Below are 25361 nucleotides of genomic sequence, written 5' to 3'. Positions count from 1 at the left end.
GCCTCTTTCTGTTGCAGCGCAACACAATCCACAAGCTCAAGCGATTTTGATCTTCACTTCAAGAGAGCCACACCCAAATGCTTTAAGCAAATCGATATTCTTGACTTTCTGCAGGTCCCGCGAGGACTATTAGGAAACTTTCCTAATAGGAGGCACGAGTGCACCCCACCAGGCTCTTCGCAGCCATCCTGCTCACCGTCTCCGCCGCGGTAGCGATACCCGGCACCGCGCACGCCGCTCCCGCGGGGCTCACCGCCGCGTTCTCCGCCGCGGACTACGGCACCTACTGGGTCGACAAGTACACAGTCAGCAACCCGACCAGCACCTCGATCACCGGGTGGACCCTCGAGTTCGACGTGCCGGCCGGGCTGAACGTCGGCACCGGGTACAACGGCACCGTCACGCGGACCGGCAACCACGTCACGGTCGTGAACGCGCACTACAACGGGACCGTGGCGGCCGGACGCAACACCGAGCCGTACAGTTTCTGGTTCATCGCCACCGGCACCAACGCGGAACCGCTGAACTGCCGCATCAACGGCAACAAGTGCGACGGCAGCCCGGACCGCGCCCCGAACGCGCCCGCCGGCCTGTCCGTCACCGGCCGCACGACGAAGACCGTGTCGCTGGCGTGGACCGCCCCCGCGGCGACCGACTTCCCGATCGCGGGCTACGACGTCTACCGCGGCTCTACGGTGGTTGCTTCCTCCACTGGTCCGTCGGCCGTGGTCACCGGGCTCACGCCGAACACCGCGTACAGCTTCACGGTGCGGGCCCGCGACACCCGCGGCAACGTGTCCGCCGACAGCGCCGCCGTCTCCGCGACCACGCTCAACCCCGCGGACGACACCACCGCGCCGGCGGCGCCCGGCAACCTGCGCAGCACGGCGAAGACCTCGGTCAGCGTCACGCTCGCCTGGAACGCGGTCACCGACCCGAGCGGCATCGCCGGCTACGACGTCTACCGCGGTGGCACGCTCGTCACGACCGCCACCGGGACGACGGCGACGGTGACCGGACTGGCGCCGCTGACGGCCTACACGTTCACGGTGAAGGCCCGCGACACCTACGACAACGCCTCACCCGCCAGCGCGGCCGTCACCGTCACCACGGACGACGCGGTCGGCGGCGGCAACTACGCGAAGGTCGGCTACTTCGTGCAGTGGGGCATCTACGGCCGCCAGTACTTCGTGAAGAACCTCGACACGTCCGGCGCCGCGGCGAAGCTCACCCACCTCAACTACGCGTTCGCCAACCTCGACCCGGTCAACCTGACCTGCCTGCAGGGTGTCACCCGCGGCACCACCGCCAACCCGCAGGACCCCGACCAGGGCACCGGCGCGGGCGACGCGGACGCCGACTACGGCCGCCCGTTCAGCGCCGCCCAGTCCGTCGACGGCGTCGCCGACACCGGCTGGGAGAACCTGCGCGGCAACTACAACCAGCTGCGCAAGCTCAAGGCGAAGTACCCGAACCTGAAGGTGCTCATCTCGCTCGGCGGCTGGACCTACTCGAAGTACTTCTCCGACGCGGCCGCCACCCCGGCCTCGCGGGAGAAGCTGGTGCGCTCCTGCATCGACATGTACATCAAGGGCAACCTGCCGAGCTACAACAACGCGGGCGGCGCGGGCTCGGCCGCCGGCATCTTCGACGGCATCGACCTGGACTGGGAGTGGCCCGGCGCCGAGGGCCACGCCGGCAACCACTGGGGCGCGCAGGACAAGGCCAACAACACGCTGCTCCTCGCGGAGTTCCGCCGGCAGATGGACGCGCTGAGCGCCACCACCGGCAAGCGCTACCTGCTGACCGCCTTCACCCCCGCCGACCCGGCGAAGATCGCGGCCGGCTGGGACATCACCCACGCCGACGGCACCCCGAGCGTCTTCGACTCCCTGGACTTCGCCAACGTCCAGGGCTACGACTTCCACGGCGCGGGCAGCGACAACTCGTGGGAGCCGAACCGCACCGGGCACCAGGGCAACCTGTACGGCGACGCCCAGGACCCGTACTCCTTCACCTTCAGCGTGCAGAACGCGGTGGCGGCCTACACCTCCGCAGGCGTCAACCCCCGCCAGCTGACCGTCGGCTTCGCCTTCTATGGCCGCGGCTGGCAGGGCGTCGCCGCCGGCTCCACCAACGGTGAGTGGCAGACGGCCACCGGGGCCGCACCCGGCCAGTTCGCCGAGGAGGCCGGCACCCGCGGCTACGCCAACCTCCTGGCGATGGTGCCCAACTGCACCGTCTACCACGACGTGCAGTCGATCGCCACGTCCTGCTACACCGGCCCCGGCGGGCAGTGGTGGACCTTCGACGACACCTGGTCCATCGCGCAGAAGACCGCCTGGGTGAAGCAGCAGAACCTGCTCGGCGGCATGATCTGGGAGATGTCCGGCGACACCACGTCCGGCACCCTGATGACCGCGCTCAACTCGGGCCTCTGACGCCCGCGACCGGCCCGCGGGGGCGCTCCTCGCGGGCCGGTCGGAACACGCCGACAGCGGGGCGGGGCCGGCGTGGCGCATGGCCCGGCCCCGACTTCGAGCGGCCATGACCCGTCAGGCCGGCACCTTCGGCAGCTGCGCCACGGCGGCGGCGACCGCGTCGTCGGAGAGCTCCTTGTCGACCATGTCGCCGGCGAGGTAGCGGCCGTAGGCGGGGAGGTCGAGGTGGCCGTGGCCGCACAGGGCGGTCAGGATGACCTTCTCCTCGCCGGTCTCCTTGCAGCGCAGCGCCTCCTCGATGCAGGCGGCCAGGGCGTGGGTCGGCTCCGGGGCGGGGATGATGCCCTCGGTGCGGGCGAAGCGCACCCCCGCCTCGAAGCACTCGCGCTGGGTCTTGCTGGCGGCCTCGATGAGGCCGAGGTCGTAGACGTGCGAGATGAGCGGCGCCATGCCGTGGTACCGCAGGCCGCCGGCGTGGATCGGGTCGGGGATGAAGTCGTGGCCGAGGGTGTGCATCTTCATCAGCGGCGTCATGCCGGCGGTGTCGCCGAAGTCGTAGGCGTAGACGCCCTTCGTCAGCGACGGGCACGCGGCGGGTTCGACGGCGCGGATGACGGGGGCCATCCGGCCGGCCAGCTTCTCGCGCAGGAACGGGAAGGCGAGGCCGGCGAAGTTGGAGCCGCCGCCGGTACACCCGACGATGACGTCCGGCGTGGCACCGACCTTCGCCAGTTGGAGCAGCGCCTCCTCGCCGATGATCGTCTGGTGCAGGAGCACGTGGTTGAGGACGCTGCCGAGGGCGTAGTTGGTGTCGGGGCGGGCGGCGGCGACCTCGACCGCCTCGCTGATCGCGATGCCGAGGGAGCCGGGCGAGCCGGGGTCGGCGGCGAGGACGCGGCGGCCCGCCTCGGTGCGGTCCGAGGGGGACGGGTGGATCGTGCCGCCGAACGTCTCGATCATCATCTTGCGGTAGGGCTTCTGGTCGTACGACGCGCGCACCTGCCAGATCTCCACGTCGAGGCCGAACTGCGCGCCCGCGAACGCCAGAGCCGTGCCCCACTGGCCGGCGCCGGTCTCGGTGGTGAGCCGGCGGATGCCCGCGGCCGCGTTGTAGTACGCCTGCGGGACGGCGGTGTTCGGCTTGTGCGAGCCGGCCGGCGACACGCCCTCGTACTTGTAGTAGATCCGGGCCGGCGTGCCGAGCGCCTTCTCCAGGCGGTGCGCGCGGAACAGTGGCGACGGGCGCCAGAGGCGGTACGCCTCCAGCACGTCGTCGGGGATGTCGACGTACCGCTCCTGGGTGACCTCCTGCTCGATCAGCGCCATGGGAAACAGCGGCGCCAGGTCCTGCGGGCCGACCGGCTCCAGCGTGCCGGGGTGCAGGACCGGCGGGGGCGGCGCCGGCAGGTCGGCCATGAGGTTGTACCAGCGACGCGGCATCTCGCCCTCGTCCAGCATGATCTTCGTGGCGGTCATGCCGTCGAAGCTAAACCGCACCGCCGGCGCCGAGGGCCGCTTTCACCCGGCCGTCACCCGGGAGCGGTCCGGGGTCAGGACTCACCTTCCATGAGCGGTGACACGATGTAGCCTGCCCGTTGTTGTCGCCGTAAACGCTGCGAAGTCTGTGCAGTGTCCTGTCGCGTCGCGGCGGCCCGGGTGTGCCGAGGCAGAATCCTGGGATGGTGACGACGCTGACGATCGACTGCGGGGGCGGTGGGCTCAAGGCCGCCGTGGTCGACGACACCGACACGCTGTGCTGCGAGCCGGTGCGGGTGCCGACGCCGTACCCGCTGCCGCCCGCCCGCCTCGTCGAGGTGCTGCTCGGCATCGCGGAGGGCCTGCCGGCGGCGGACCGGGTCACCGTCGGGCTGCCGGGGATGATCCGGCACGGGGTCGTCGTCGCCACCCCGCACTACGTCAACGAGGCCGGCCCGCACACCCCGGTCGACCCGGAGCTGTTCGCGCTGTGGAAGGGGTTCGACGCGCGGGCCGAGCTCGGGCGCGCCTTCGCCCGGCCGGTCCTGGTCCTCAACGACGCCGAGGTGCACGGCGCGGCGCTCGTCGAGGGGCGCGGCCTGGAGCTGGTGCTCACGCTCGGCACCGGGCTCGGCAGCGCGCTGTTCGACGAGGGGCGGCTGGCGCCGCACCTGGAGCTGTCGCACGCGCCGTACTCGAGGGGCCGCACCTACGACGACTTCCTCGGCGAGCTGGAGCGCCGGCGGCTCGGCGACCGGCGGTGGTCGCGGCGGGTGCTGCGGATCGTCGACGGGCTGCGGCCGGTGTTCCGCTGGGACCGGCTGTACCTCGGCGGCGGCAACGCCGAGCGTCTCGTCGTGGCGATGCCGGACGACGTGCGGCTGGTCGCCAACCAGGCGGGGGTCCGCGGCGGGTCCCGCGCCTGGACGCTCATCGGCGTGTAATGCCGGTTATGTCCGAAAGGTGCCGTACCGTGATGCGGTGACCACGGTATGTGACGATGTGCTGGAGACCGCCCGGGGTGCCGTGTCGGCGCTGCGCGCGCTGCCGCCGCCGGCCGCCGACACCGGCGTCCCCGTCGTCCTGTGCCCGGGCCTGATCGGCTCCAAGGAGGACTTCCTTCCGCTGCTGCCGGCCCTGGCCGCCGCCGGCTACCGCGCCTACGCGTACGACTACCGCGGCCACTACAGTGCCGACCGCACCGACGACCACAGCATCCGCCGGCACGCCGAGGACCTGATCGCCGTCCTGGACGCCGTCGGCGGCGCCGACCCGCCGCACGTCGTCGGGCACTCGTACGGCGGGTTCGTGGTCCGCGCCGCCGCGCTCGCCCAGCCGCGCCGGCTCGGCTCCGCCGCGTTCATCGGCAGCGGCCCCGGCATGGACGGCCCGAAGCACCGCAAGATCCTCGGCGGCTTCGACCACACGCTGTCGCTGGAAGGCAACGCCGTCATGTGGCCGGTCGTGCGGCGGCTCATCCCCGAGGACGACGTCGCCCGGCGCGAGTTCTGGCGGACCCGGCTGCGGCTGATGCGCCCCGCGTTCGTCCGCGGCGCCCTCGCCGCCCTGGCGGGGGAGTCCGACCGCGCCGGCGAGCTGCGCGCCACCCGGCTGTCGCTGCTGGTCATGCACGGGCACCGGGACCGGAAGCTGTGGTCGGCGGCCGAGTTCGCCGGCTACGCCGAACGGGCCGGCGCGACCCTCGCGGTCATCGACGGCGCCTCGCACAGCCCCAACCTCGAGCGGCCCGGCGTCACCGCCGAGGCGCTGCTGCGGTTCTGGGCCGGGACCGACCGGCGGCGCGCCCTGCGGACGTTCGTGGACCTGGTCCGCCCGTCCGCGCACGCCGACCCCTACCCGGCCTACGAGCGCCTGCGCCGGGTCGCCCCGGTCCTGCCCGTGCAGCTGCCCGGCAAGACGGAGGCGGTGGTGCTCACCCGGTACGCCGACTGCGCCCGCCTCCTGCAGGACGCCGCGTTCGTCAGCGCCGGCGAGGCGCCCGAGCTGCTCACCCCCACCTGGCGCGACCACCGGCTCGTCCGCTGCCTCTACCAGTCGTTCGGCTGGCGGGAAGGCCCCGCGCACCTGCCGCTGCGCACCGCCCTCGCCCGGCGGCTCACCCCGCGCCGCTGTCCCGTGCGGCAGGCCGACGTCGTCGCCGTCGCCACGTCGGTACTGGACGACTTCGCCGCACAGTTGGCGGGCGGGGCGACGGTCAACCTCGCCGACGCGGTCGCGGTGCCGTTCGCCTCGCTGGTCACGGGGCGGCTGCTGGGCATACCGGACGCCGACGCGCTGCGCCTCGGGGCCGCCGCCCGCGCCGGGAGCGCCGCGTTCGAGCCGTTCATGACGCCCCGGCAGCGCGCCGCGATGGCCGCGGCCGGCGACACGATCATCGACACCCTGTCGTCGCTCGCCGGCGACGGGCTCCTCGGGCCGGCCCACGAGCAAGAGCTTCCCGGGTCGGTCCGCGAGCAAGGGCTTCCCGGGTCGGTCCGCGAGCAAGGGCTTCCCGGGTCGGCCCACGAGCAAGGGCTTCCCGGGTCGGCCCACGAGCAAGGGTTTCCCGGGCCGGTCCGCGATCACGGGCTCCTCGGGCTGGTTCGCGAGCACCGGCCGGGCGGCGGGGAGCAGTACCAGGGCGACCTCGCCCTGCTCTACGGCGCCGCCTACGACTCCCCGGCGAGCCTCATCACGCTCGGCGCGCGGCTGCTGCTGGAGCACCCCGCGCAGGCGGCGGCGCTGCGCGACGACCCGGCGCTCGCCGACCGGGCCGTGGAGGAGATCCTGCGCTTCGACCCCCCGGTGCAGGTGGCGGTGCGGATCGCGACCGAGCCGTGCGAGTTCGGCGGCGTGCCCGTCCCGCCCGGCACGGCGCTGCTCGGCATCCTCGGGGCGGCCAACCGCGACCCCTCGTACACCGGGAACCCCGACGCGTTCGACATCACCCGGCGCACCGCCCGGCCGCCGCTGTCGTTCGGGACCGGACGGCACTACTGCCCCGGCTCGGCCCTCGCCCGCACGCACGCCCGGGTGCTGTTCCCCATGCTGCTGCGCCGCTTCCCGGGCCTGCGCCTGGCCGGCCCGCCGCGCTTCCGCGCGCCCGGCACGATGCTGCGCGGCATCGAAGATCTCCCCGTCGTGAACCGAGAGGCATGCTGATGCGGGTGCTGTTCACCATCAACCCGGCGCCGGGGCACCTGTACGCGCTGGCGCCCCTGGCGTGGGCGATGCACCTGCGCGGCCACGACGTCCTCGTCGCCGCGCCCCAGTCGATGGGCCAGCAGATCCGCCGGGCCGGGCTCAGTCACGTCGTCGTCGGCGGCGACGCGTCGTTCTTCGAGCTGTGGCCGCCGCACCTGCGCCTCGGCGGCAACGACACCCTCGACCTCGCCGTCTTCGCCGCCATCGCCGAACGCACCGGCCCCGACGTCGTGGCCCTCGCCCGCGCGTGGCGGCCCGACCTCATCGTCACCGAGCCCGTCGAATACGCCGCGCCCCTCGCCGCCACGCTGCTGCGCATCCCGTGGGTGCTGCACCACTGGGGGCTGCCCGTCCCCGACGCGGTCCACCGCGCCGCGCTCGCCGACATCGCCGACCCGCTGCTGCGCCTCGCCGACACCCTCGGCGTGGCCCAGCCGACCGACGCGCCCCTGGCGACCGTGGACACCTGCCCGCCGTCGCTGGGCCCGTCATCGGCGGATCCCGGTGTACGGCTGCCGATGCGGTACATCCCGTACAACAGCGCCAGCACGCTGCCGGAGTGGCTCTTCGCGCCGCGCGTGCGCCCCCGCGTCTGCGTCTCGATGGGCACCGTGCCGATCCCGGAGGGCGTCGACGGGCTCACCGCCGCCGTCGAAGGCATGCGGGACCTCGACGTCGAGGTCGTCGTCAGCGGTGCCGGCGTGCACGGCATCGAGGACCTGCCGGCCAACGCCCGCCGCGCCGGCTGGCTGCCGCACCACGTGCTGCTGCCGACCTGCGACCTGTTCGTGCACCACGGCGGCTCGGGCAGCTCGATGGCCGCGCTCGGTGCGGGCCGTCCGCAGCTGGTGCTGCCGCAGATGTGCGACCAGTTCAGCATCGCCGACCGGCTGACGGCCGCCGGGGTCGCGCGCACCGTCGCCTTCGCCGACCGGTCCCCGGCCGCGGTCCGCGCCGCCGTCCGGGCACTGCTCGCCGACTCCGCCGTCACCCGCCGCGCCGGGCGGATCCGCGACGAGATCGCCGCCATGCCCGCGCCGCCGGACGTCGCCGCGACCCTGGCGGGTCTGACGGCCGGCCCGCGACCTGGCATGGTGGAGGCATGTGCAGGAACATCCGGGTACTGAACAACTTCGAGCCGCCGGCGACCGAGGACGAGATCGAGGCCGCCGCCATCCAGTACGTGCGCAAGGTCGCCGGCATGACCCGCCCCTCGCAGGCGAACCAGGCCGCGTTCGACGCCGCCGTCGCCGCCGTCACGGCCGCGACCCGCGAGCTGCTGGGCCAGCTCGTCACCAACTCGCCGCCGCGCGACCGCAAGATCGAGGCCGCGAAGGCGAAGGTCCGCGCCGCCGAGCGCTACGGCCCCCGCTGAATCCTGTTCGACCGGCCGCTTTGGCCGGTGGTGCGGCAGTTCCAACGTTGACATAGGCGCGTCGCAAAATTTCATAGGGCAGTCAGCATCTTGCGGTGAAGGATCGACCAAGTTACGGTTCGATCCTTCATCGTTGCCGTTCCCCGCCAGGAGCGTGTCATGCGTCGTGCCCTCATCCGCCTTCTGCCGGCAGCGCTGACGCTGTCCGCATTGGTGGTCATCGCGCCCCAACCGTCCAATGCCGACATCACCACCGTCTCGGTCGACAACCTGCGCACCGGCTGGGACAGCAACGAGCCCGGCCTGGCGCCGTCGGCCGTGTCCGCCTCCGACTTCGGGCAGCTGTTCTCGGCCACCGTCAACGGTCAGGTGTACGCGCAGCCGATCGTCGCCGGTGGCACCCTGATCACCGTCACGGAGAACAACTGGGTCTACGGGCTCAACCCGGCGACCGGCGCCGTGAACTGGTCGCGCAGCGTCGGGCCGGCGTGGCCCGCGTCGGCGATCGGCTGCGGCGACCTGGTGCCCAACATCGGCATCACGAGCACGCCCGTCTACGACCCGGCGACCAACGCCGTGTTCTTCATGGCGAAGGTCAACGACGGCCCCGACGCCGACCACCCGCACTTCTACCTGCACTCGGTCAACCCCGCGACCGGCGTCGAGCGGGCCGGCTGGCCGGTGACGATCCAGGGCTCGCCGACCAACGACCCGGGCAACACGTTCAACCCGAAGACCGCCGCGCAGCGCCCCGGCCTGCTGCTGCTCGACGGCGTCGTCTACGCCGGGTTCGCCAGCCACTGCGACTACGGCCCGTACGTCGGCTACGTCGCGGGCGTGCGCACCACGACGCCGCAGATGACGACGCTGTGGTCCACCGAGGCGGGCCGCAGCAACGGCATGGCCGGCATCTGGCAGTCCGGCGGCGGCCTCGTCTCCGACGGCCCCGGCCGGATCATCGTCTCCACCGGCAACGGCGTCTCGCCCGCGCCCGGCCCCGGCACCAGCCCGCCCGGCACCCTCGCCGAGTCGATCATCCGGCTGCAGGTCAACGGCGACGGCTCGCTCACCGCGAAGGACTTCTTCAGCCCGTTCAACAACAGCCGCCTCGACCAGGACGACACCGACTTCGGCTCCGGCGGCCCGATGGCGCTGCCCGCCGGCTTCGGCACCCCCGCCCACCCCAAGCTGCTGGTGCAGACCGGCAAGGACGGCCGCGTGTACCTGCTGGACCGCGACAACCTGGGCGGCAACGCGCAGGGGCCGGGCGGCGGCGACGCGTCCGTCGGCCCGCCGGCCGGGCCGTACAACGGCGTCTGGGGGCACCCCGCGTTCTGGGGCGGTGACGGCGGCTACGTGTACCAGGTCGAGAACCAGGGCTTCCTGCGCGCGTTCAAGTACGGGGTCAACGGCGCCGGCCTGCCCGTGCTCACCTCCGCCGGGACCAGCGCGTCGACCTTCGGCTACACCTCGGGCTCACCGGTCGTGACGTCCACCGGTACCACCTCCGGAAGCGCCGTCGTGTGGGCCGTCTACAGCGACGGGTCCAGCGGCGCCAACGGCCAGCTGCGCGCATACGACGCGCTGCCGGTCAACGGCCGGCTCAACCTGCGCTACAGCGCGCCGATCGGGGTCGCGACCAAGTTCGTCACCCCGGCGACCGACGGCGGGCGGGTCTTCGTCGGCACCCGCGACGGGCACGTCATCGGCTTCGGCCGGCCGACCACGGCGGCGCTGACCAGCGGGCCCACCGACTTCGGCAGCGTCGAGGTCGGCAGCACCGCCACCGCGACCGTCACCGTCACCGCGACCCGCGCCGTCTCGATCACCGCGATCTCGACCGCCGCGCCCTTCGCCGCGACGGTGCCCACGCTGCCGGTGAACCTCACGACCGGCCAGACCCTGGCGGTGCCGGTGCGCTTCACGCCGACCGCGACCGGCGGCGTCAACGGCAGCCTGACCTTCACCACGAACGCCGGCACGGTCCCGTTCGACCTGCACGGCGTCGGCACCCGGACCGGGCTCGGCGCGACCCCGTCGACGCTGTCCTTCGGCACCGTGCCGACCGGGGCCAACAAGACCCTCGGCGTCAGCGTGACCAACACCGGCACGTCCGCGGTGACGATCACCGGCTTCACGCCGCCGGCCGCGCCGTTCACCGCCACCGGCGTCCCCGCCACCGGCACGACCCTCGCCGCGGGCGCCTCCGTGTCGGTCTCCGTCCGGTACGCGCCTGTTGCTTCTGGGGCGGCCAACAGTTCGTTCATCGTCACCAGCAGCGCCGGCTCGGTCACCGTCCCGGTCACCGGCACCGCCGTCACCGGCGCGCCGCAGCTGACGATCACGCCCAACCCGGTCCAGTTCGGTCAGGTGCCGGTCGGGCAGACGGCGACCGCGGTCTTCGACATCGCGAACACCGGCAACATCACGCTGACCCTGACGAAGGCGGCGCCGCCGGTCGGCGCGTTCAACACCACCACGCCCGTGTCCGAGGGGCAGCAGCTGTCGCCCGGCGACATCATCCACCAGACGGTGACGTTCACGCCCACTACGCAAGGGGCGCAGTCGGCGGTGTACTCGATCACCGGCGACGACGGGCAGGGCGCGGTCCTCGTGCAGCTCACCGGCACCGGCGTCACCGCCGGCACCACGAATCTGGCGCTGGGCAAGCCGGTGACCTCGTCGAGCGCGCAGGGCGGCTACCCGGCGACCAACGCGGTCGACGGCGACGTCAACTCGTACTGGGAGAGCGCCAACAACGCGTTCCCGCAGTGGATCCAGGTCGACCTCGGCACCACCTCGACGGTCGGGAAGGTCGTCCTTCGTCTTCCGCCCGCCGCCGCGTGGGCTGCCCGGCGGCAGACGGTCGCGGTTCTCGACGGCGCCACCGGCGCGATCCTCCGACCCGCGGCCGACGTGGCGTTCGACCCTTCTTCTGGGAATATGGCGGACATTCCGGTCACCGCCTCGGTGCGCTACCTGCGGCTGCAGATCACCGGGAACACCGGCTGGCCGGCCGGGCAGGTGTCGAGCCTGGAGGTGTACGGATCCGGCGGCGGGACCCCCGCGCTGACGCTCAGCCCGACGTCGCTGTCGTTCGAGGACACCACGGTCAACGACAACAGCGACTGGCAGACGGTGCTGGTCACCAACACCGGCACCGGCCCGGCGACGGTCTCCGGGATCACCGCCACCGGCGACTTCACCCGGACGACCACGTGCGGCACGGTCATCGCCGCCGGCGCCAACTGCACGGTCACCGTCACCTTCCACCCGGCCGCGGCCGGCAACCGGACCGGTTCGCTGACCGTCGCGTACGGCGGCTCGTCGGCCTCGGTGGCGCTGTCCGGCAAGGGCGTGTCGGCGGGCACGGCGACGCTGACCGCGAGCCCCGCGTCGCTCAGCTTCGCCGCCACGACCGTCGGCTCGTTCAGCGGGGCGCAGGCCGTGACGATCAGCAACACCGGCACCGCCGCGGCATCCGTCGCCTCGATCACCGTCGCCGGCGACTACACGATCGCGAGCGGCTGCGGCACGTCGATCGCGGCCGGGGCGAACTGCACCGTCAACGTCACCTTCCGGCCCACCGCGACCGGCACCCGGACCGGCTCGCTGACCGTCACCTACGGCACGTCCACGCTGAGCGTGGTCCTGTCCGGGCAGGGCGCCTCGGCGAGCGGGCAGAACCTGGCGCTGGGCCGGCCGACCACGCAGTCGTCCAACACCCAGGCGTACGGCTCCGCCAACGCCGTCGACGGCAACGCCAACACCTACTGGGAGAGCGTCAACAACGCCTTCCCGCAGTGGATCCAGGTCGACCTCGGCTCGTCCGTGTCCGTCGGCAAGGTCACGCTGCGCCTGCCCCCGTCGACGGCGTGGGCGGCCCGCACGCAGACGGTGACGATCACCGACGGCGCGACCGGCGCGATCCTCCGGAGCTCGGCGGTCGTCGCCTTCGACCCGGCGACCGGAAACACCGCGATCCTCTCCTTCCCGGCGGGGAACGTGCGGTACCTGCGGATCACCATCACCGCGAACAACGGCTGGCCCGCCGGCCAACTGTCCGAAGTAGAGGCATACAGCCTTTAGCCCACTGCTGTTTGCCATCTGGCACGAATAGCCCGAGGTCGTGGTCTGACCTCGGGCTATTCGGCGGATCGAACCATACTTTGGGTTGTGATATAAGTCATCCGTGCGTCCTGGGTTATCCCCCGGATGACGCAGTTGATCGAACCGGACGTTCATCACCAAACGACTTCCGTGAGCACTAGGTTCACTCGACAACATGAGTGACCCGGATTCGCCCGCCAGCGAGGCCACGGAGGTTCGACGTGTGGAAGGGCCGCCTGGCCATCATCTCGCTGCTCGTCGTGTCATTGCTCGCGTCACTGTCGATGTTCACCGTCGGCGGTGCGAGCGACGACCAGCTCGAGGTCTACTCATGGTGGACCGGACCCGGTGAGGAGGAGGGCCTGGCCGCGATGGCCGAGGCCTTCGAGGCTTCCAACCCCGGCATCCGCTTCGTCAACGCCGCCGTCTCCGGCGGTGCCGGCTCCAACGCCAAGGCGATTCTGGCCAGCCGGCTGCTCGCCAACGACCCGCCCGACTCCTATCAGCGCCACGCCGGGCTGGAGCTGCTCGACGACGTCCGGTCCGGCAAGGTCCAGGACCTGACAACGTTGTACGAGGAGCAGGGCTGGCGGAAGGTCTTCCCGAAGGGCCTGCTGGACAACCTGACCATCGACGGCAAGATCTACGCCGTCCCGGTCAACATCCACCGCGCGAACCTCATCTGGTTCAACCCGCGCGTCCTTCGCGAGCTCGGCCTGGCGGGTCCGCCGAAGACGTGGTCGGACTTCCTGACCCAGGCCGCCGTCATCAAGGGCAAGGGCAAGGTGCCGCTCGCCGTCGGTCCCGAGTGGACCCAGAAGCACCTCATGGAGACCGTCCTGCTCGGCGAGCTCGGCGCCGACTCCTACGAGCGGCTCTTCTCCGGCGACCTCAGGTGGACCTCGCCCCAGGTCACGTCGGCGCTCGACATGTTCGGCAAGGTCCTCGCCAACTCCGACGTCCGCTCCGCGGCCGGCGAGTGGCAGCCGCAGCTCGACAGGGTCATCGAAGGCTCCGCCGTCTACGCCGTCATGGGGGACTGGAGCTCCTCCTACCTGGAGCAGTCGAAGAAGCTGCAGTGGCGCGAGGGCTACGACGTGGCCACCTCGCCCGGCACCGAAGGCGTCTACGACTTCCTCTCCGACTCCTTCACCCTCCCCACCGGCGTCCGCAGCCCTTCGTTGTCACGCAAGTGGCTCATCGAGTGCGGCTCCGCCGACGGGCAGAACCTGTTCAACCCCCTCAAGGGCTCCATCCCCGCCCGCACCGACGCCTCGGCCGATCTCTACAAGGGCTACCTCGGCTGGACCCTGCAGCAGTGGCGCGACCCGAAGACCCGCATCGTCGGCTCCCTCGCCCACGGCGTCGTGGCCAACAACGCCTACAACGCGGAGATCGACTCGGCGCTCGGCCTGTTCGTCCAGCACGGCGACCTCGGCAAGTTCGCCAGCACCGTGCAGCAGCAGTTCCAGGAGACGCGATGACCGCCCCCGTCCACGTGCCGCGGCACTCCAACGCCCCGCCGCACGTCCCCTTCGTCCCGCCGCCGATCCGCCGCCGCAAGCACCGCGGCCCCGCGTGGCTGGCCGGGCTGCTCCTCGTCTCGCCGTCCCTGATCCTCATCGGCGTCTTCGTCTACGGCTTCCTGGGCTGGAACGTCCGCGTCTCCTTCACCAACTGGCGCGGCCTCTCGCCCTCCTACCACTTCGTCGGCCTGTCCAACTACTCACGCCTGCTCCGCGACGAGCGCTGGCACGCCGACGTGCGCAACCTCGTCGTCTTCACCGTCGTCTTCGTCGGCGGCTCCCTCCTGCTCGGCTTCCTCATGGCCATGCTCCTGGACAAGGGTGTGCGCGGCGAAGGCTTCCTCCGCGGCGTCTTCCTCTTCCCGATGGCCATCTCCTTCATCGCCACCGCCATCGTCTGGCGCTGGCTGCTCGACAACGGCTCCGGCGGCGACACGGCCGGCCTCAACAAGCTCTTCACCGTCATCGGCCTCGACTTCCTGCGCAGCGACTGGCACAAGTCCGACTCCGTCTGGGCCATCGCGGCCGTCGCCCTCCCCGCCGGCTGGGCCCTCTCCGGCTACGTCATGGCCCTCTTCCTGGCCGGCATGCGCGGCGTCCCCGAGGCCCTCCGCGAGTCCGCCCGCCTCGACGGCGCCAGCGAGACCCAGGTCTTCTGGCACGTCGTCCGCCCCGCGCTGCGGCCCGTCACCTTCAGCGCCCTGCTCATCATGGTCCACATCTCGCTGAAGACCTTCGACCTGCTGTACGCCCTCGACCAGGGCAACCTCCGCATCGACACCCCGTCGCTCTACATGTGGTTCACCACCTTCGACGGCGGCTTCTACGACCGCGGCGCCACCATCGCCACCGTCCTCCTCGTCGGCGTCACCCTCGTGGTCGGCCCCTACGTCTGGTACGCCCTCCGCACGGAACGGCGGTGACTTCCATGCCAACCACTGCTCTGGGGCACGTCGTCCCGCTCCTCGTCCCGCTTCACGTCCCGCCTCCTGTCCCGCTTCACGTCCTGCCTTTGGAACGGGGGTAGTCCGCATGGTCCGCGCCACCGCCACGGTGCCCCGGCACGTGGTCTCCGACCCGATCCCGCCCGCCACGTCGAAGGCCGCCGCCGGCAGCCGCAGCGTCGTGCGGTACGTCGTGCTGTGGGCCCTCGCGTGCTTCTTCCTGCTCCCCGTCTACGTCCTGGTGGTCACGTCCTTCAAGGACCCCGTCGACGTGTCGGCGACGCGGATCTGGGAGCTGCCGACGAGCCTGTCGCTCGACAACTTCGGCCTCGTCTGGCCCAAGCTCGCCTCCGGCTTCCGCAACAGCCTCTCCCTCGCCATCCCCGCCAGCCTGCTCTCCGCCCTCCTCGGCTGCGCCAACGGCTTCGTCCTGTCGAAGATCCGCTTCCCCTTCGCCAACGTCGTCTTCCCGCTGATCCTGTTCGGGATCTTCGTGCCCTACCAGGCCGTGATCATCCCCGTCTCGCAGACCATGACGGCGGTCGGCCTCCGCGGCGGCAACGACCCGACCGGCGGCCTCGCCGGCCTCATGCTCATCCACATCATTTACGGCCTGCCGATCACCACCCTCATCTTCCGCAACCACTTCGTCGCCATGTCCAACACGCTCCTCGAGTCCGCCCGCCTCGACGGCGCCGGAATCCTGCGCAGCTTCGTCGACATCGGCGTCCCCCTCGCCAAACCCGCCTTCGCCGTGGCGATCATCTGGCAGTTCACCTCCTCCTGGAACGACTTCATGTTCGGCGCCATGATGACCAGCCGCGACTCCTGGCCGGTGACGATCGCCCTCAACAACATCGCCGGCGGCCAGTCCGTCCCCTTCGGCCAGGCAATGGCCGGCGCCCTGCTCGTGAGCCTGCCCACACTCGCCCTCTACGTCATGCTCGGCCGCTTCTTCATGCGGGGCCTGCTCGCCGGCACCCTCCAGGACTGAACATGGGTGCCCCCGCTCCAGTTCCCTAGGCAGAATTCCCGATGCGCCACCCCCCGCCCAGCCGCGATGCCTGCCTCCGACCGGTTCCCGACCCAAGGAGGTCCCGAGATGAACGCCACCACACGCGGCTGGGCAGGCCCAAGCCTCACCACGGCCCCTGGGTGACCACGCTTCACCCCCGGCCGCGCCCCGACCGCGGTCGCAGCTCCACGGCCGGCCGGTCGCCGACGCCCGCGGTGCTCAGGTGAGCTGGCGGGACTGGGCCGCATGACCGCACTCGCAACGGAACCCGACGATCGCGCCTCCCACGCCGCCGAACTCGCCCGTCTGGAGCTGCCCGACGAACCACATCGGCCGGCCACAGCAGTCCGGCCACTGTGGTGACGCCTGCGACCACGTGGGCCGCCCACCGAGCCGCCCCACGTCGTCCCACCGGCGCTCGTCGGCCGGGGCGAGCCGCAACCGCGGCGGCTCCGGACAGCCGTCGGGCGGATAGCCGGGGCACGACTCGACGCGCTCCTCGTCGAACATCCCGGACGCCCAGCCGTAGCCGGCCCGCACGTCCTCGTCGGCGTCACACTCCGAGCAGAGGCTCATCACGAACGCATGCCCGCCGCCCCGCACGGCCGCCGGCAGCAGCGCGTCGCTCACCAGCAGCGGCACCGAGAGCGGCAGCGCGCAGCCAAGCCCGCGCGGATCCCCGAACACCGCTCCCGGATCGACGAACGTCTCCAACCGCGGATCCGCCGTGCGGGCCGTCACGATCGTCCGTGCCTGCGGCAGGTAGCGCCGCCTCGCCGGGCCGTCCGCCGGCACCCACACGCCCCGCGCCCCGCACATCTGGCGAACCGCGCCCGACGACCGGGCCAGCTGCCCCAGACGCGCCAGCGACCGGTCCGTGTCGGCCCCGAGCAGCAGCTCCACGCGCGCTGCGTCGAGGTCGGCGCGCGGCCGGTGCCGCCACGGCTCGACCGGCGGCGACCCGGCGACCCTGTCGGCGAGCCGGTCCACGAGCTCGTCGGGGGCGTGCTCCGAGGTCCGCCAGAACCCGGCCCGGTCGGCGGCGACGAGCCGGGCGACGGCCGCATCGGTGAAGTCCTCCAGCACCGCGCCGCGGTAACGCCCGCTCATGCCACGAACCCGATCTCCGGATACCGCGGCGACGCCGCGTCGAGCAGCCCGCAGTCAGCGCCGGATCCGCGCAGGTGCAGGCCGAAGAACGCGCCCACGTACGCCCTGACGACCGCGGCCACCCGCGGCCCGTCGATCGTCCCGTAGGCGTCGCCGGTCTGCGCGCCCGGCAGCGCCGCGAGCGTCGGGATCATCAGCACCGAGTCGTGGAACGCCAGGTGCCGCGCGCCGGGCATCCTCAGCTCGCGGTGCCAGCCGCGCAGGTGGTCGGCGAACACACCCCAGCCCGGCGTGTTGCCGCGGTCGGTGTCACCTGCCGCGAACAGCAGAAACGGCCGGTCGAGTCCCGCTGCGGCGTCTGTACCGTAGAAGGCGCCGTCGAGATTGGCTCCCGCGCGGATCCGACGGTCGTCGTGCATCGCCTGGGCGGCGGTGGCGCCGCCGAGCGAGTGCCCGAGGGCACCGACGTGCGTGAGGCGCAACGAGCCGCGGGTCCCGGCCGGGAGGCGGCGCCGCTCGACGTCGGGATTGCCGCCGTCGTCGAGGGTCGCCAGACGGTCCAGCACGAACCGCAGGTCAGCGGAGCGGACCGCGACCATCTTCGCCGCGAACGTGTCGAACTGGGCCGGGTCCTCGATCTGCGCGATCAACGCCGTGATCGTGTTGGGCTCGACGCGGCCGCCGGGGAACTCGACGGCGATCGGGTCGTGGGTGTGGTCGACGGTCACCACGACGTGGCCGCGGCTGGCGAGGTCCTCCACCAGTGCCGCGCTGGAGTTGCGCCCGGCGCCATACCCGGGTGAGAACAGCACCACCGGCCAGCCGCCACGCCGCGCGGCGATCGGTGCGCCCGTGTGCGCGTGGGTGCGGACCGCTGCCAGGCCGGGCAGGTCCCGCTGGACGCCGCTGACCGTCTCGGCGAGGTCCCGGCCGACGGGCCCTGCCTCGGCCGGGGTCAACCATGGTGCCGGTGGGCCGGCCGGATATGCGGCCGGATACCACAGCTGCACCATGAGCTCCCTGGGCCGGGCGGGCGCCATCCAGGGGTCGGTCCTCGCCGGGTCGACGAGATGCAGCGGCACCGTCCCGATCGGGTGCGGGCCGGTCGGCGCGGGCAGCCGGAACGCGGGCTTGGCGCCTCGCGGCGCGGCGACGGCGGGCATCGCGGGCAACACGGTCAGGCCGGCGCCCGCGGCGGCGGCCCCCAGCAGTCGGCGGCGGGACAAGTACAGGTGGCGCATGGCGAATCCTCTCGCTCGGTGCCGCCGAAGTTAGCCCCGCCCGCGCCGCCGTGTCGTCCTCCCGCGGGCCGACCCGAAACTGCCCGTGTCCGACCTGAGTAGGACAGCCATGGTGTGCTTGACGACGACGACGCGGCACCCGCGCCGCGCCTACCTTGCCTTCCATGACAACGACGCTCGCGGTCGAAGTGACCGACCTCGTGAAGGTGTATGGAACAGGCGACACCACGGTGCGCGCCCTGGACGGCGTCGGCGTCGCGTTTCCCGCCGGCGAGTTCACCGCGATCATGGGCCCGTCCGGGTCCGGCAAGTCCACGCTGATGCACTGCCTCGCGGGGCTGGACACCGCGACGTCCGGCTCGGTCCGGCTGGGCGGCACGGAGCTGACGGGCCTGTCCGACAAGGCACTGACGCTGCTGCGCCGGGAGCGGGTCGGGTTCATCTTCCAGTCCTTCAACCTGCTGCCGACGCTGACCGCCGAGCAGAACATCCTGCTGCCGTTCGACCTCGCGGGTCGCAGGCCCGACCAGCGGCGGTTCGCGCAGGTGGTGTCGGTGCTCGGCCTCGGCGAGCGGCTGCGGCACACGCCCAGTCAGCTGTCCGGCGGTCAGCAGCAGCGGGTGGCGTGCGCCCGGGCGCTGCTCGGCCGGCCCGACGTGGTCTTCGCCGACGAGCCGACCGGCAACCTCGACTCCCGCGCCGGGGCCGACGTCCTGTCCGTCATGCGCCGCAGCATCCGGGAGCTGGGTCAGACGGTGGTCATGGTGACCCACGACCCCGTCGCCGCCTCCTACGCCGACCGGGTCGTCATGCTCGCCGACGGCCGCATCGTCGACGAGCTGCGCGGTCCCACGCCCGAGGCCGTGCTGGACCTGCTCAAGCGGCTGGGGGCCTGACATGCGACGCACCGCACTGTCCGGGCTGCGGCCGCGCCGCCTCGTGCCCACCGCGCTGGCCATCGTGCTCGCCGTCGGGTTCGTCGCCGGCATCATGATCTTCGGCGACACGACCCGCGCCGCGTTGCTCGACGAATACGCCCGCTCCGCCCGCAACGTCGACCTCGCCGTCACCGCCGCCGACCGCACCCGCCTGCCACTGTCCACAGTGGAGGAGATCGGCCGGCTGGACGGCGTCACCGCCGTCGAAGGCCGCATGGCGGAGCAGGCACCGCTCATCGACCGCGACGGCCGTCTCGTCACCGAGTTCGGCGTCCCCGGCCATGCCGTCGACGTCGGTGACCGCGCCGAGCTGCGCCCCTTCGACCTGCACGCGGGCGGGCTGCCACAGGGCGACGGCGACGCGGCGCTCGACGCCCGCAGCGCCCGGCGCACCGGCTACCAGGTCGGCGACACCATCGCGCTGGTGGGCGCCGACGAGCAGCGGCACGAGTTCCGGCTCGTCGGCATCGTCGACATCACCGGCGTCGACGGCGGCAACGCGTCCACGGTCGTGCTCACCCGGCCGGCGCTCGTGCGGCTCACCGGCGCCACCGGCTTCCGCGAGGTCGTCGCGACCGTCGCCGACGGCACCGCACCCGCCGCCGTCCGCTCGCACGTCACGGCGCCGGGGAAGGTGCGCACCGGCGACCAGCTGCGGCGCGACCTGGCCCGGGAGGCGTTCAGCCAGATCGACGGCCTGCTCATCGGGTTGCAGCTCTTCGCGGTCGTCGCGGTGCTCGTCGCCGCGCTCGTCATCGCCAACACGTTCAACATCCTGCTCGCCCAGCGCATGCGGGAGACGGCGCTGCTGCGGTGCGTCGGCGCCACCCGCGCGCAGGTGTTCCGGCGGGTCATCGCCGAGGCTGCCGCGGTCGGGTTCACGGGCGCCGCGCTCGGGATCGGTGTCGGCCTCGCGATCGGCTTCGGACTGTCCCGCGGTGGAGCACTGCCGGGCATCGGGCTGCCCACCGGTCGACTGGTTGTCGGTGTTTCGCCGGTACTGGTGGCGCTGCTCCTCGGTGTGGTCCTCACGACCGTGTCGGCGCTGGTGCCCGCGATCCGGGCGACCCGGGTGCCACCGATCGCGGCACTGCGGATCACGCCGTTCGGGCGCGGTGGCAGCCGGCGCGGGCGGGTCGTGCTGGTCATTTCCGCGGCGCTGCTCGTCGTCGCGGGGGTCACGCTGACCGTGGCCGGGATGCGCACCGGTGATCCGCTGACCGCGATGGTGATCGTCATGGTGGGTGGCACGAGCGTGTTCCTCGCGGTGCTGCTGCTCCTGCCGCTGTTCATCGGGCCGCTGGTGTCCGCGGTCGGATGGCTGCCGGGCCGCCTCGCCGGTGCGCCGGTCCGCCTGGCCGTCGCCAACGCCAGGCGCAACCCGGGCCGCACGGCGGCGACCACGGCCGCGCTGCTCGTGGGGGTCGCGTTGATGGCCGGCGGCAGCACCATCGCCGCGACCGTCAACCGCACCGCCGAAGCTCAGCTCGACAAGGCGTTCCCCGTCGACTACCTGCTCACGCCCGCGGTCACCGGCGGCGACCGGCCGGCGACGGTCCCGGCGGCGGTGACCGCGGGACTGCGCGCCGACCCCGCCTTCGACCTCGTCGTCGCGGTCAGGCAGGACAATGCGAAGAGCACCGGCGGCGGGCTGCTCGTCGGGACCATCGACGAGGCGGCGATCGGCACGGCGTTCCGGCCCGTCGTCTCCGCCGGGCGGCTGACGGACCTGCGGCCCGGGACCGCCGTCGTGGCCAGCGGCTCCGACGCCCTCGCCGGGCGGCGGGTCGGCGACCAGCTCCGGCTGACTGGTCCCGGCGGCCACTCGATCACGGTGACGGTCGCCGCGACGGTCCAGAGCGCGACGCTCGTCGGCGACGTCATGGTCACCGACACCGACTACAGGGCGCTGTTCCCGGCGGCAGTCGGGGACTCGCTCGTCATGGTCCGCGCCGCTGGTGGCGTACCGGCGACGACCGCACGCCACCAGATCGACGCCGCCCTCGCGGCGCACCCGCTGATCCAGGTCGGCGACCTCAAGGAGTTCCGCGACGAACGCAACAACGCGATCGACCAGATCGTCGCCGTGATCGCCGTCCTCCTCGCGCTGGCGCTGATCATCGCGCTCGTCGGCATCGCCAACACGCTGTCGCTGTCGGTACTGGAGCGGACCCGCGAGTCCGCGTTGCTGCGGGCGCTCGGCCTGACCCGCGGGCAGCTCCGCGTGACGCTGCTCGCCGAGGCGGTGCTGATGGCCGCGGCCGGCGCCGTCGTCGGGGTGGCGTTCGGCCTCGTCTACGGGTTGCTCACCGCGGATGCGGGGTTCGGGGAGGTCGACACCTTGATCGCGGTCCCGGTCGGGCAGCTGGGAGCGTTCGTCGGGCTCGCGGCGCTCGCGGGCGTACTCGCCGCAGTCCTCCCGTCACGCAGAGCGGCAAACGTCGCAGTCGTCGTAGCACTGGCAGATTGAAGACCTATCGTGGACGACGTGTGGAACGGCGAACACCTCCGGCGCATCAGGACCTGGCTGTTCGACGGGGGCCTCGCAGGATCCGTGCTGTACGTGACGGTGATGGAGCGCGGGCTGGAGCCGCCCGTCGTCGCGATCGGGCTCGTCATGGCGGTCGCCATGCTGGCCCGTCGCCGCTATCCGTTGGTCGTCGCCTGCATCGTCTACACGGCGGCGCCGCTGCACCTGCTGTTCGACGACGCGATGCGCCTCTATGACATGGCGGTGCTGATGTCCATGTTCGCCGTCGTCAAGTACCGGCCCCAGCTGTTCTGGGGCATCCTCGCCGGTGTCGGCGCGGGCATCGGCGTCGTCATCGGCGCCGCCGTCGAGGCCCGCAGGACCGACAACTTCGGCACCATCACGTGGATCATCGGCACGCTGACCATCGCTGTGTGGTTCTCCGCGTACGGGGTGAGGACCCGGCTGCTGTACGTGGCGAGCCTCGAGGAGCGGGCCGCCACCCTCGAACGCGAGCGCGACCACCTCGCCCGCCTCGCCGCCGCCGACGAGCGCGCCGCGATCGCCCGAGAGCTGCACGACGTCGTCGCCCACAGCCTGAGCGTGATGATCGTCCAGGCGGACGGCGCCGGGTACACCCTCGACCCGTCCGCGTCGCGGGCCCGCCACGCCCTCGACACGATCGCCGCCACCGGCCGCGACGCCCTCGAGGACATGCGCCGGGTGGTGAGCGTCCTGCGGGGCGCGACCCCCGGCGCGGGGGACGTGTCCAGGCGGCGCGTCGGCCTGGCGGAGCTCGACCGGCTCGTCGAGCGGGCCGGTCTGCGGGTCGATCTGGAGACGGTGGGCACCCCGGCGGGGTTGAGCGTGGCGGAGGAGCTGACCGCGTACCGCATCGTGCAGGAGTCCCTGACCAACACCCTCCGGCACGCGGGCCCGGACGCGAAGGTGACCCTGCGACTGGAGTACGCGCCCGAGCACATCGTGATCGAGGCCACGGACGACGGCGGCGGCCGGCTGCCCGCCGCCGCGAAAGGCTCGGGCGGTCACGGCCTGATCGGCATGCGGGAGCGGGTCGCGCTGCACGGCGGGACGGTGAGCGCCGGTCCGCGGTTCGACGGAGGGTGGACCGTCACCGCCACGATTCCCAGGACGCCACCGCCGGCCGTTCCACTGGGCGAGCCGCCAACGCCTCCGGCAGGCGCGGCCGACGGCGACAGCGCTCCGGCAACCGATGCCCCGGCGACCGCAGCACGAGCGGCCGGCACCGCAGGGGAGACGGCCCGCGCCGGTGGGCGTCAGGCGGATGCGGCGCGCGCGGATGGGGCCGGGACGGACGTAGTGCGTGCGGATGGCGTTGCGGTGGACGCGGCCCGCGCGGACGGAGCTGGTGCGATGCGCGCGGGTTGGGTCGAGGCAGATGAAGTGCGAGTGGATGGCATCGTGGTGGACGCAGCGCGTGCGGACGGAGCTGGATCGGACGCGGGGCGCGCGGATGAGATCGGGATGGGCGTTGTTGGAGACGGTCACCGAGGAGACGGGCGCGGTGGTCGGCAGGGCCGGGGCGGCGGGCTGGGTGTGCTGAAGGTGGGCGCGGTGGGTGGGGGAGGCGTGGTCGGGATGGTGGCCGGGGGCTGGTGGGGCCGGTGATCCGGGTGGTGATCGTCGACGATCAGGAGCTGATCGTCGCTGGGTTCAGGATGGTGCTGTCGGCGCAGGACGACATGGTGGTGGTGGGGGAGGCGGGTGACGGGGCCGAGGCGTTGCGGTTGCTGCGGCGGGTGGAGGCGGATGTCGTGGTGATGGACATCCGCATGCCGGTGATGGACGGGATCGCGGCGACCGAGGCGCTGTGTGCGCGGCCGGGTGGGCCGCGGGTGCTGATTTTGACGACGTTCGACACGGATGAGGACGCGTTTGCGGCGTTGCAGGCGGGGGCGAGCGGGTTTCAGCTGAAGAACGCGCCGCCGGGGGATCTGCTGGCGGCGATCAGGGCCGTCGCGGGTGGTGAGGCGATGGTGGCGCCCAGGGCGACGCGGAGCCTGCTGGACCGGTTCGCGGGGAAGTTCGTGACGGCGCCGCCGGCGGTTGAGGACCCCGAGGCGTTGCGGCGGCTGGCGAGCCTGACGGACCGGGAGCGGCAGGTGCTGCTGCTGGTGGCCGAAGGGCTGTCCAACCCGGAGATCGGGGAGCGGCTCAACGTGGCGGAGACGACCGTGAAGACGCACGTGGGCCGGGTCCTGCTGAAGCTGGAGGTGCGCGACCGGGTGCAGGCGGTCGTGTTCGCGTACGAGGTCGGGTTGGTCCGGCCGCCCTGATCGGGCGGGGAGGGCCGGGTGCGCCCGAGGTGGACGCACCCGGTCGGAGCGGGGATCGGGCCGGCAGGCTAGGGGCGGGCGGCCCAGCGTTGGGCGCCGGTGCCGTTGCAGGTCCAGAGCTGGACCTTGGTGCCGTTGGCGGTGCCTGAGGCGTTCACGTCGACGCACTTGCCGGAGCCGGTGCCGGTGATGGAGCCGTTGGCGTTGAAGGTGAACTTCTGGGCGGCGGTGCCGTTGCAGTCCCAGATCTGGATCTTCGTCCCGTCGGCGGTGCCGTTGCCGTTGACGTCGAGGCAGCGGTTGCCGTACACGCGGATCTCGCCGGCGGCGGTGCGGGTCCACTTCTGGTTGGTGCTGCCGTGGCAGTCCCAGATGTGGATCTGGGCGCCGGCGGTGGTGCTGGCGCCGGCGACGTCCATGCAGCGGTTCGACTGCGGGTTGACCAATGAGACGGCGGTGCCGACCGGTGGGATGGTCGGGGTGAGGCTGCCGGGGACGGACTGGAGGGCGGAGAACCAGCGCGCCCCCATCTTGTCGTAACCGGTGGCGTTCGGGTGCACGCCGTCGGCGAGGTCGGCAGTGGTGATGGCGGAGTGCATGTCGACCAGGTGCGTCATCGGACCCTTGCCGGCGACGATGCCGGGGATCGCGGCGTTGTAGGCCTGGACGCGGGCCTCCTGCGTCGCGTTGGTCTCGGGGGTGATCTGGGCGACGAAGAGCTCGACCGACGGCGCGTTCGCACGGATCTTGTCGATGAGGGCGGACAGCCGGGCCGGGGCGTTGGCGACGTCGTAGTTCTGGTTCATGTCGTTGGTGCCGATGTGCAGGAGGATGGTGCGCGGCGAGGTCGCCTGCAGCCAGCCGACGATGTTGGCGTCGAGCTGGTCGATCCGCCAGCCTGAGTGGCCCTCGTGGTCGTGGTCGCCGAGGGACGCCGGGCCGTTGAAGCCCGACCCGACGAAGTCGACGGTGTACCCGCCGGCGGCGAGCCGCTGCCACAGGTTGATCCGGTAGCCGCCGGGCACGTTGAACCCGTCGGTGATCGAGTCGCCGAGCGGCATGACGCGGACGCCGCCGTTCGACTCGGCCTGGGCCGGGGCCGCGGGGGACAGGACGAGGCTCGCGAACAGGCCGAGCGCGAGGCCGGCGGCAAGAGCGAGTTTGCGTCGCATGTACTGGTTCCTCTCGTCTGC

Annotated in this window: 17 protein-coding genes; 13 read left to right on the top strand and 4 right to left on the bottom strand. The window is 72.3% G+C overall.

Features of this window, described 5'->3' with window-relative positions:
* Window positions 1–158 precede the first annotated feature (158 nt).
* Window positions 159–2441, top strand: a complete 2283-nt coding sequence (locus tag ACQEVZ_RS57980; protein WP_433385144.1) for a glycosyl hydrolase family 18 protein — start codon at window positions 159–161, stop codon at window positions 2439–2441.
* Between the two features lie 114 nt (window positions 2442–2555).
* Here ACQEVZ_RS57980 and ACQEVZ_RS57975 read toward each other — a convergent pair whose 3' ends face one another.
* A complete protein-coding gene (locus tag ACQEVZ_RS57975; protein WP_433385141.1) occupies window positions 2556–3917 on the bottom strand; it encodes a TrpB-like pyridoxal phosphate-dependent enzyme in 1362 nt (453 codons plus the stop codon).
* 203 nt (window positions 3918–4120) lie between these two features.
* Between ACQEVZ_RS57975 and ACQEVZ_RS57970 the strand changes: the two genes are divergently transcribed.
* From ACQEVZ_RS57970 to ACQEVZ_RS57935, 8 genes are all read left to right on the top strand, one after another.
* Window positions 4121–4861: an ROK family protein gene (locus ACQEVZ_RS57970; RefSeq protein WP_344504589.1), complete on the top strand. Its 741-nt coding sequence runs from the start codon at window positions 4121–4123 to the stop codon at window positions 4859–4861.
* Window positions 4862–4898: 37 nt separating this feature from the next.
* Window positions 4899–7079 carry an alpha/beta fold hydrolase gene (locus tag ACQEVZ_RS57965; RefSeq protein ID WP_433385138.1) on the top strand — a complete coding sequence of 727 codons (2181 nt, stop codon included), beginning with the start codon at window positions 4899–4901 and terminating at the stop codon, window positions 7077–7079.
* 5 nt (window positions 7080–7084) lie between these two features.
* Window positions 7085–8248 (top strand): nucleotide disphospho-sugar-binding domain-containing protein, encoded by a 1164-nt coding sequence (locus ACQEVZ_RS57960; protein ID WP_433385135.1) that lies wholly within the window; start codon window positions 7085–7087, stop codon window positions 8246–8248.
* Window positions 8224–8496, top strand: coding sequence for a DUF2277 domain-containing protein (locus ACQEVZ_RS57955; protein WP_344504591.1), 273 nt, complete (start codon window positions 8224–8226; stop codon window positions 8494–8496). Before ACQEVZ_RS57960 ends, ACQEVZ_RS57955 begins: the two co-directional genes overlap by 25 nt.
* 159 nt (window positions 8497–8655) lie before the next feature.
* A complete protein-coding gene (locus ACQEVZ_RS57950) occupies window positions 8656–12585 on the top strand; it encodes a choice-of-anchor D domain-containing protein (RefSeq protein ID WP_433385132.1) in 3930 nt (1309 codons plus the stop codon).
* A 242-nt stretch (window positions 12586–12827) separates the two neighbouring features.
* Window positions 12828–14090 carry an ABC transporter substrate-binding protein gene (locus ACQEVZ_RS57945; protein WP_344504593.1) on the top strand — a complete coding sequence of 421 codons (1263 nt, stop codon included), beginning with the start codon at window positions 12828–12830 and terminating at the stop codon, window positions 14088–14090.
* On the top strand, window positions 14087–15055 hold the full coding sequence (locus ACQEVZ_RS57940) for a carbohydrate ABC transporter permease (protein ID WP_360572842.1): 969 nt from the start codon (window positions 14087–14089) through the stop codon (window positions 15053–15055). Before ACQEVZ_RS57945 ends, ACQEVZ_RS57940 begins: the two co-directional genes overlap by 4 nt.
* Window positions 15056–15164: 109 nt before the next feature.
* The gene (locus ACQEVZ_RS57935; RefSeq protein ID WP_344504595.1) at window positions 15165–16070 is read left to right on the top strand and encodes a carbohydrate ABC transporter permease; all 906 of its coding nucleotides are present in this window, start codon (window positions 15165–15167) and stop codon (window positions 16068–16070) included.
* Window positions 16071–16310: 240 nt separating this feature from the next.
* Here the strand turns inward: ACQEVZ_RS57935 and ACQEVZ_RS57930 are convergent, their stop codons facing one another.
* Together ACQEVZ_RS57930 and ACQEVZ_RS57925 are read right to left on the bottom strand one after the other, a co-directional pair.
* Entirely contained in the window at window positions 16311–17201 is an 891-nt protein-coding gene (locus ACQEVZ_RS57930) for a hypothetical protein (RefSeq protein WP_433385126.1), read from the bottom strand.
* On the bottom strand, window positions 17198–18442 hold the full coding sequence (locus ACQEVZ_RS57925) for an alpha/beta hydrolase family protein (protein WP_433385123.1): 1245 nt from the start codon (window positions 18440–18442) through the stop codon (window positions 17198–17200). The genes ACQEVZ_RS57930 and ACQEVZ_RS57925 overlap by 4 nt, the downstream gene beginning before the upstream one ends.
* A gap of 164 nt (window positions 18443–18606) precedes the next feature.
* On the opposite strand from ACQEVZ_RS57925, the gene ACQEVZ_RS57920 reads away from it, so the two are divergent.
* From ACQEVZ_RS57920 to ACQEVZ_RS57905, 4 genes are read left to right on the top strand one after another with little or no spacing between them, the layout of a single operon-like run.
* Entirely contained in the window at window positions 18607–19338 is a 732-nt protein-coding gene (locus tag ACQEVZ_RS57920; protein WP_433385120.1) for an ABC transporter ATP-binding protein, read from the top strand.
* Window position 19339: 1 nt separating this feature from the next.
* A complete protein-coding gene (locus ACQEVZ_RS57915) occupies window positions 19340–21850 on the top strand; it encodes an ABC transporter permease (RefSeq protein ID WP_433385117.1) in 2511 nt (836 codons plus the stop codon).
* Between the two features lie 9 nt (window positions 21851–21859).
* Window positions 21860–23500, top strand: coding sequence for a sensor histidine kinase (locus ACQEVZ_RS57910; RefSeq protein WP_433385114.1), 1641 nt, complete (start codon window positions 21860–21862; stop codon window positions 23498–23500).
* Complete coding sequence (locus tag ACQEVZ_RS57905; protein ID WP_360572830.1) at window positions 23497–24168, top strand: response regulator transcription factor; 672 nt, start codon at window positions 23497–23499, stop codon at window positions 24166–24168. The genes ACQEVZ_RS57910 and ACQEVZ_RS57905 overlap by 4 nt, the downstream gene beginning before the upstream one ends.
* Window positions 24169–24236: 68 nt before the next feature.
* Here ACQEVZ_RS57905 and ACQEVZ_RS57900 read toward each other — a convergent pair whose 3' ends face one another.
* Window positions 24237–25340 (bottom strand): RICIN domain-containing protein, encoded by a 1104-nt coding sequence (locus ACQEVZ_RS57900; protein WP_433385111.1) that lies wholly within the window; start codon window positions 25338–25340, stop codon window positions 24237–24239.
* Window positions 25341–25361: the final 21 nt, after the last annotated feature.

It is taken from the genome of Dactylosporangium sp. CA-152071 (assembly GCF_050936335.1).
In the GTDB taxonomy this organism is placed as follows: Bacteria; Actinomycetota; Actinomycetes; order Mycobacteriales; family Micromonosporaceae; genus Dactylosporangium; species Dactylosporangium maewongense.
This window is presented reverse-complemented; position numbering and strand designations above follow the sequence as displayed.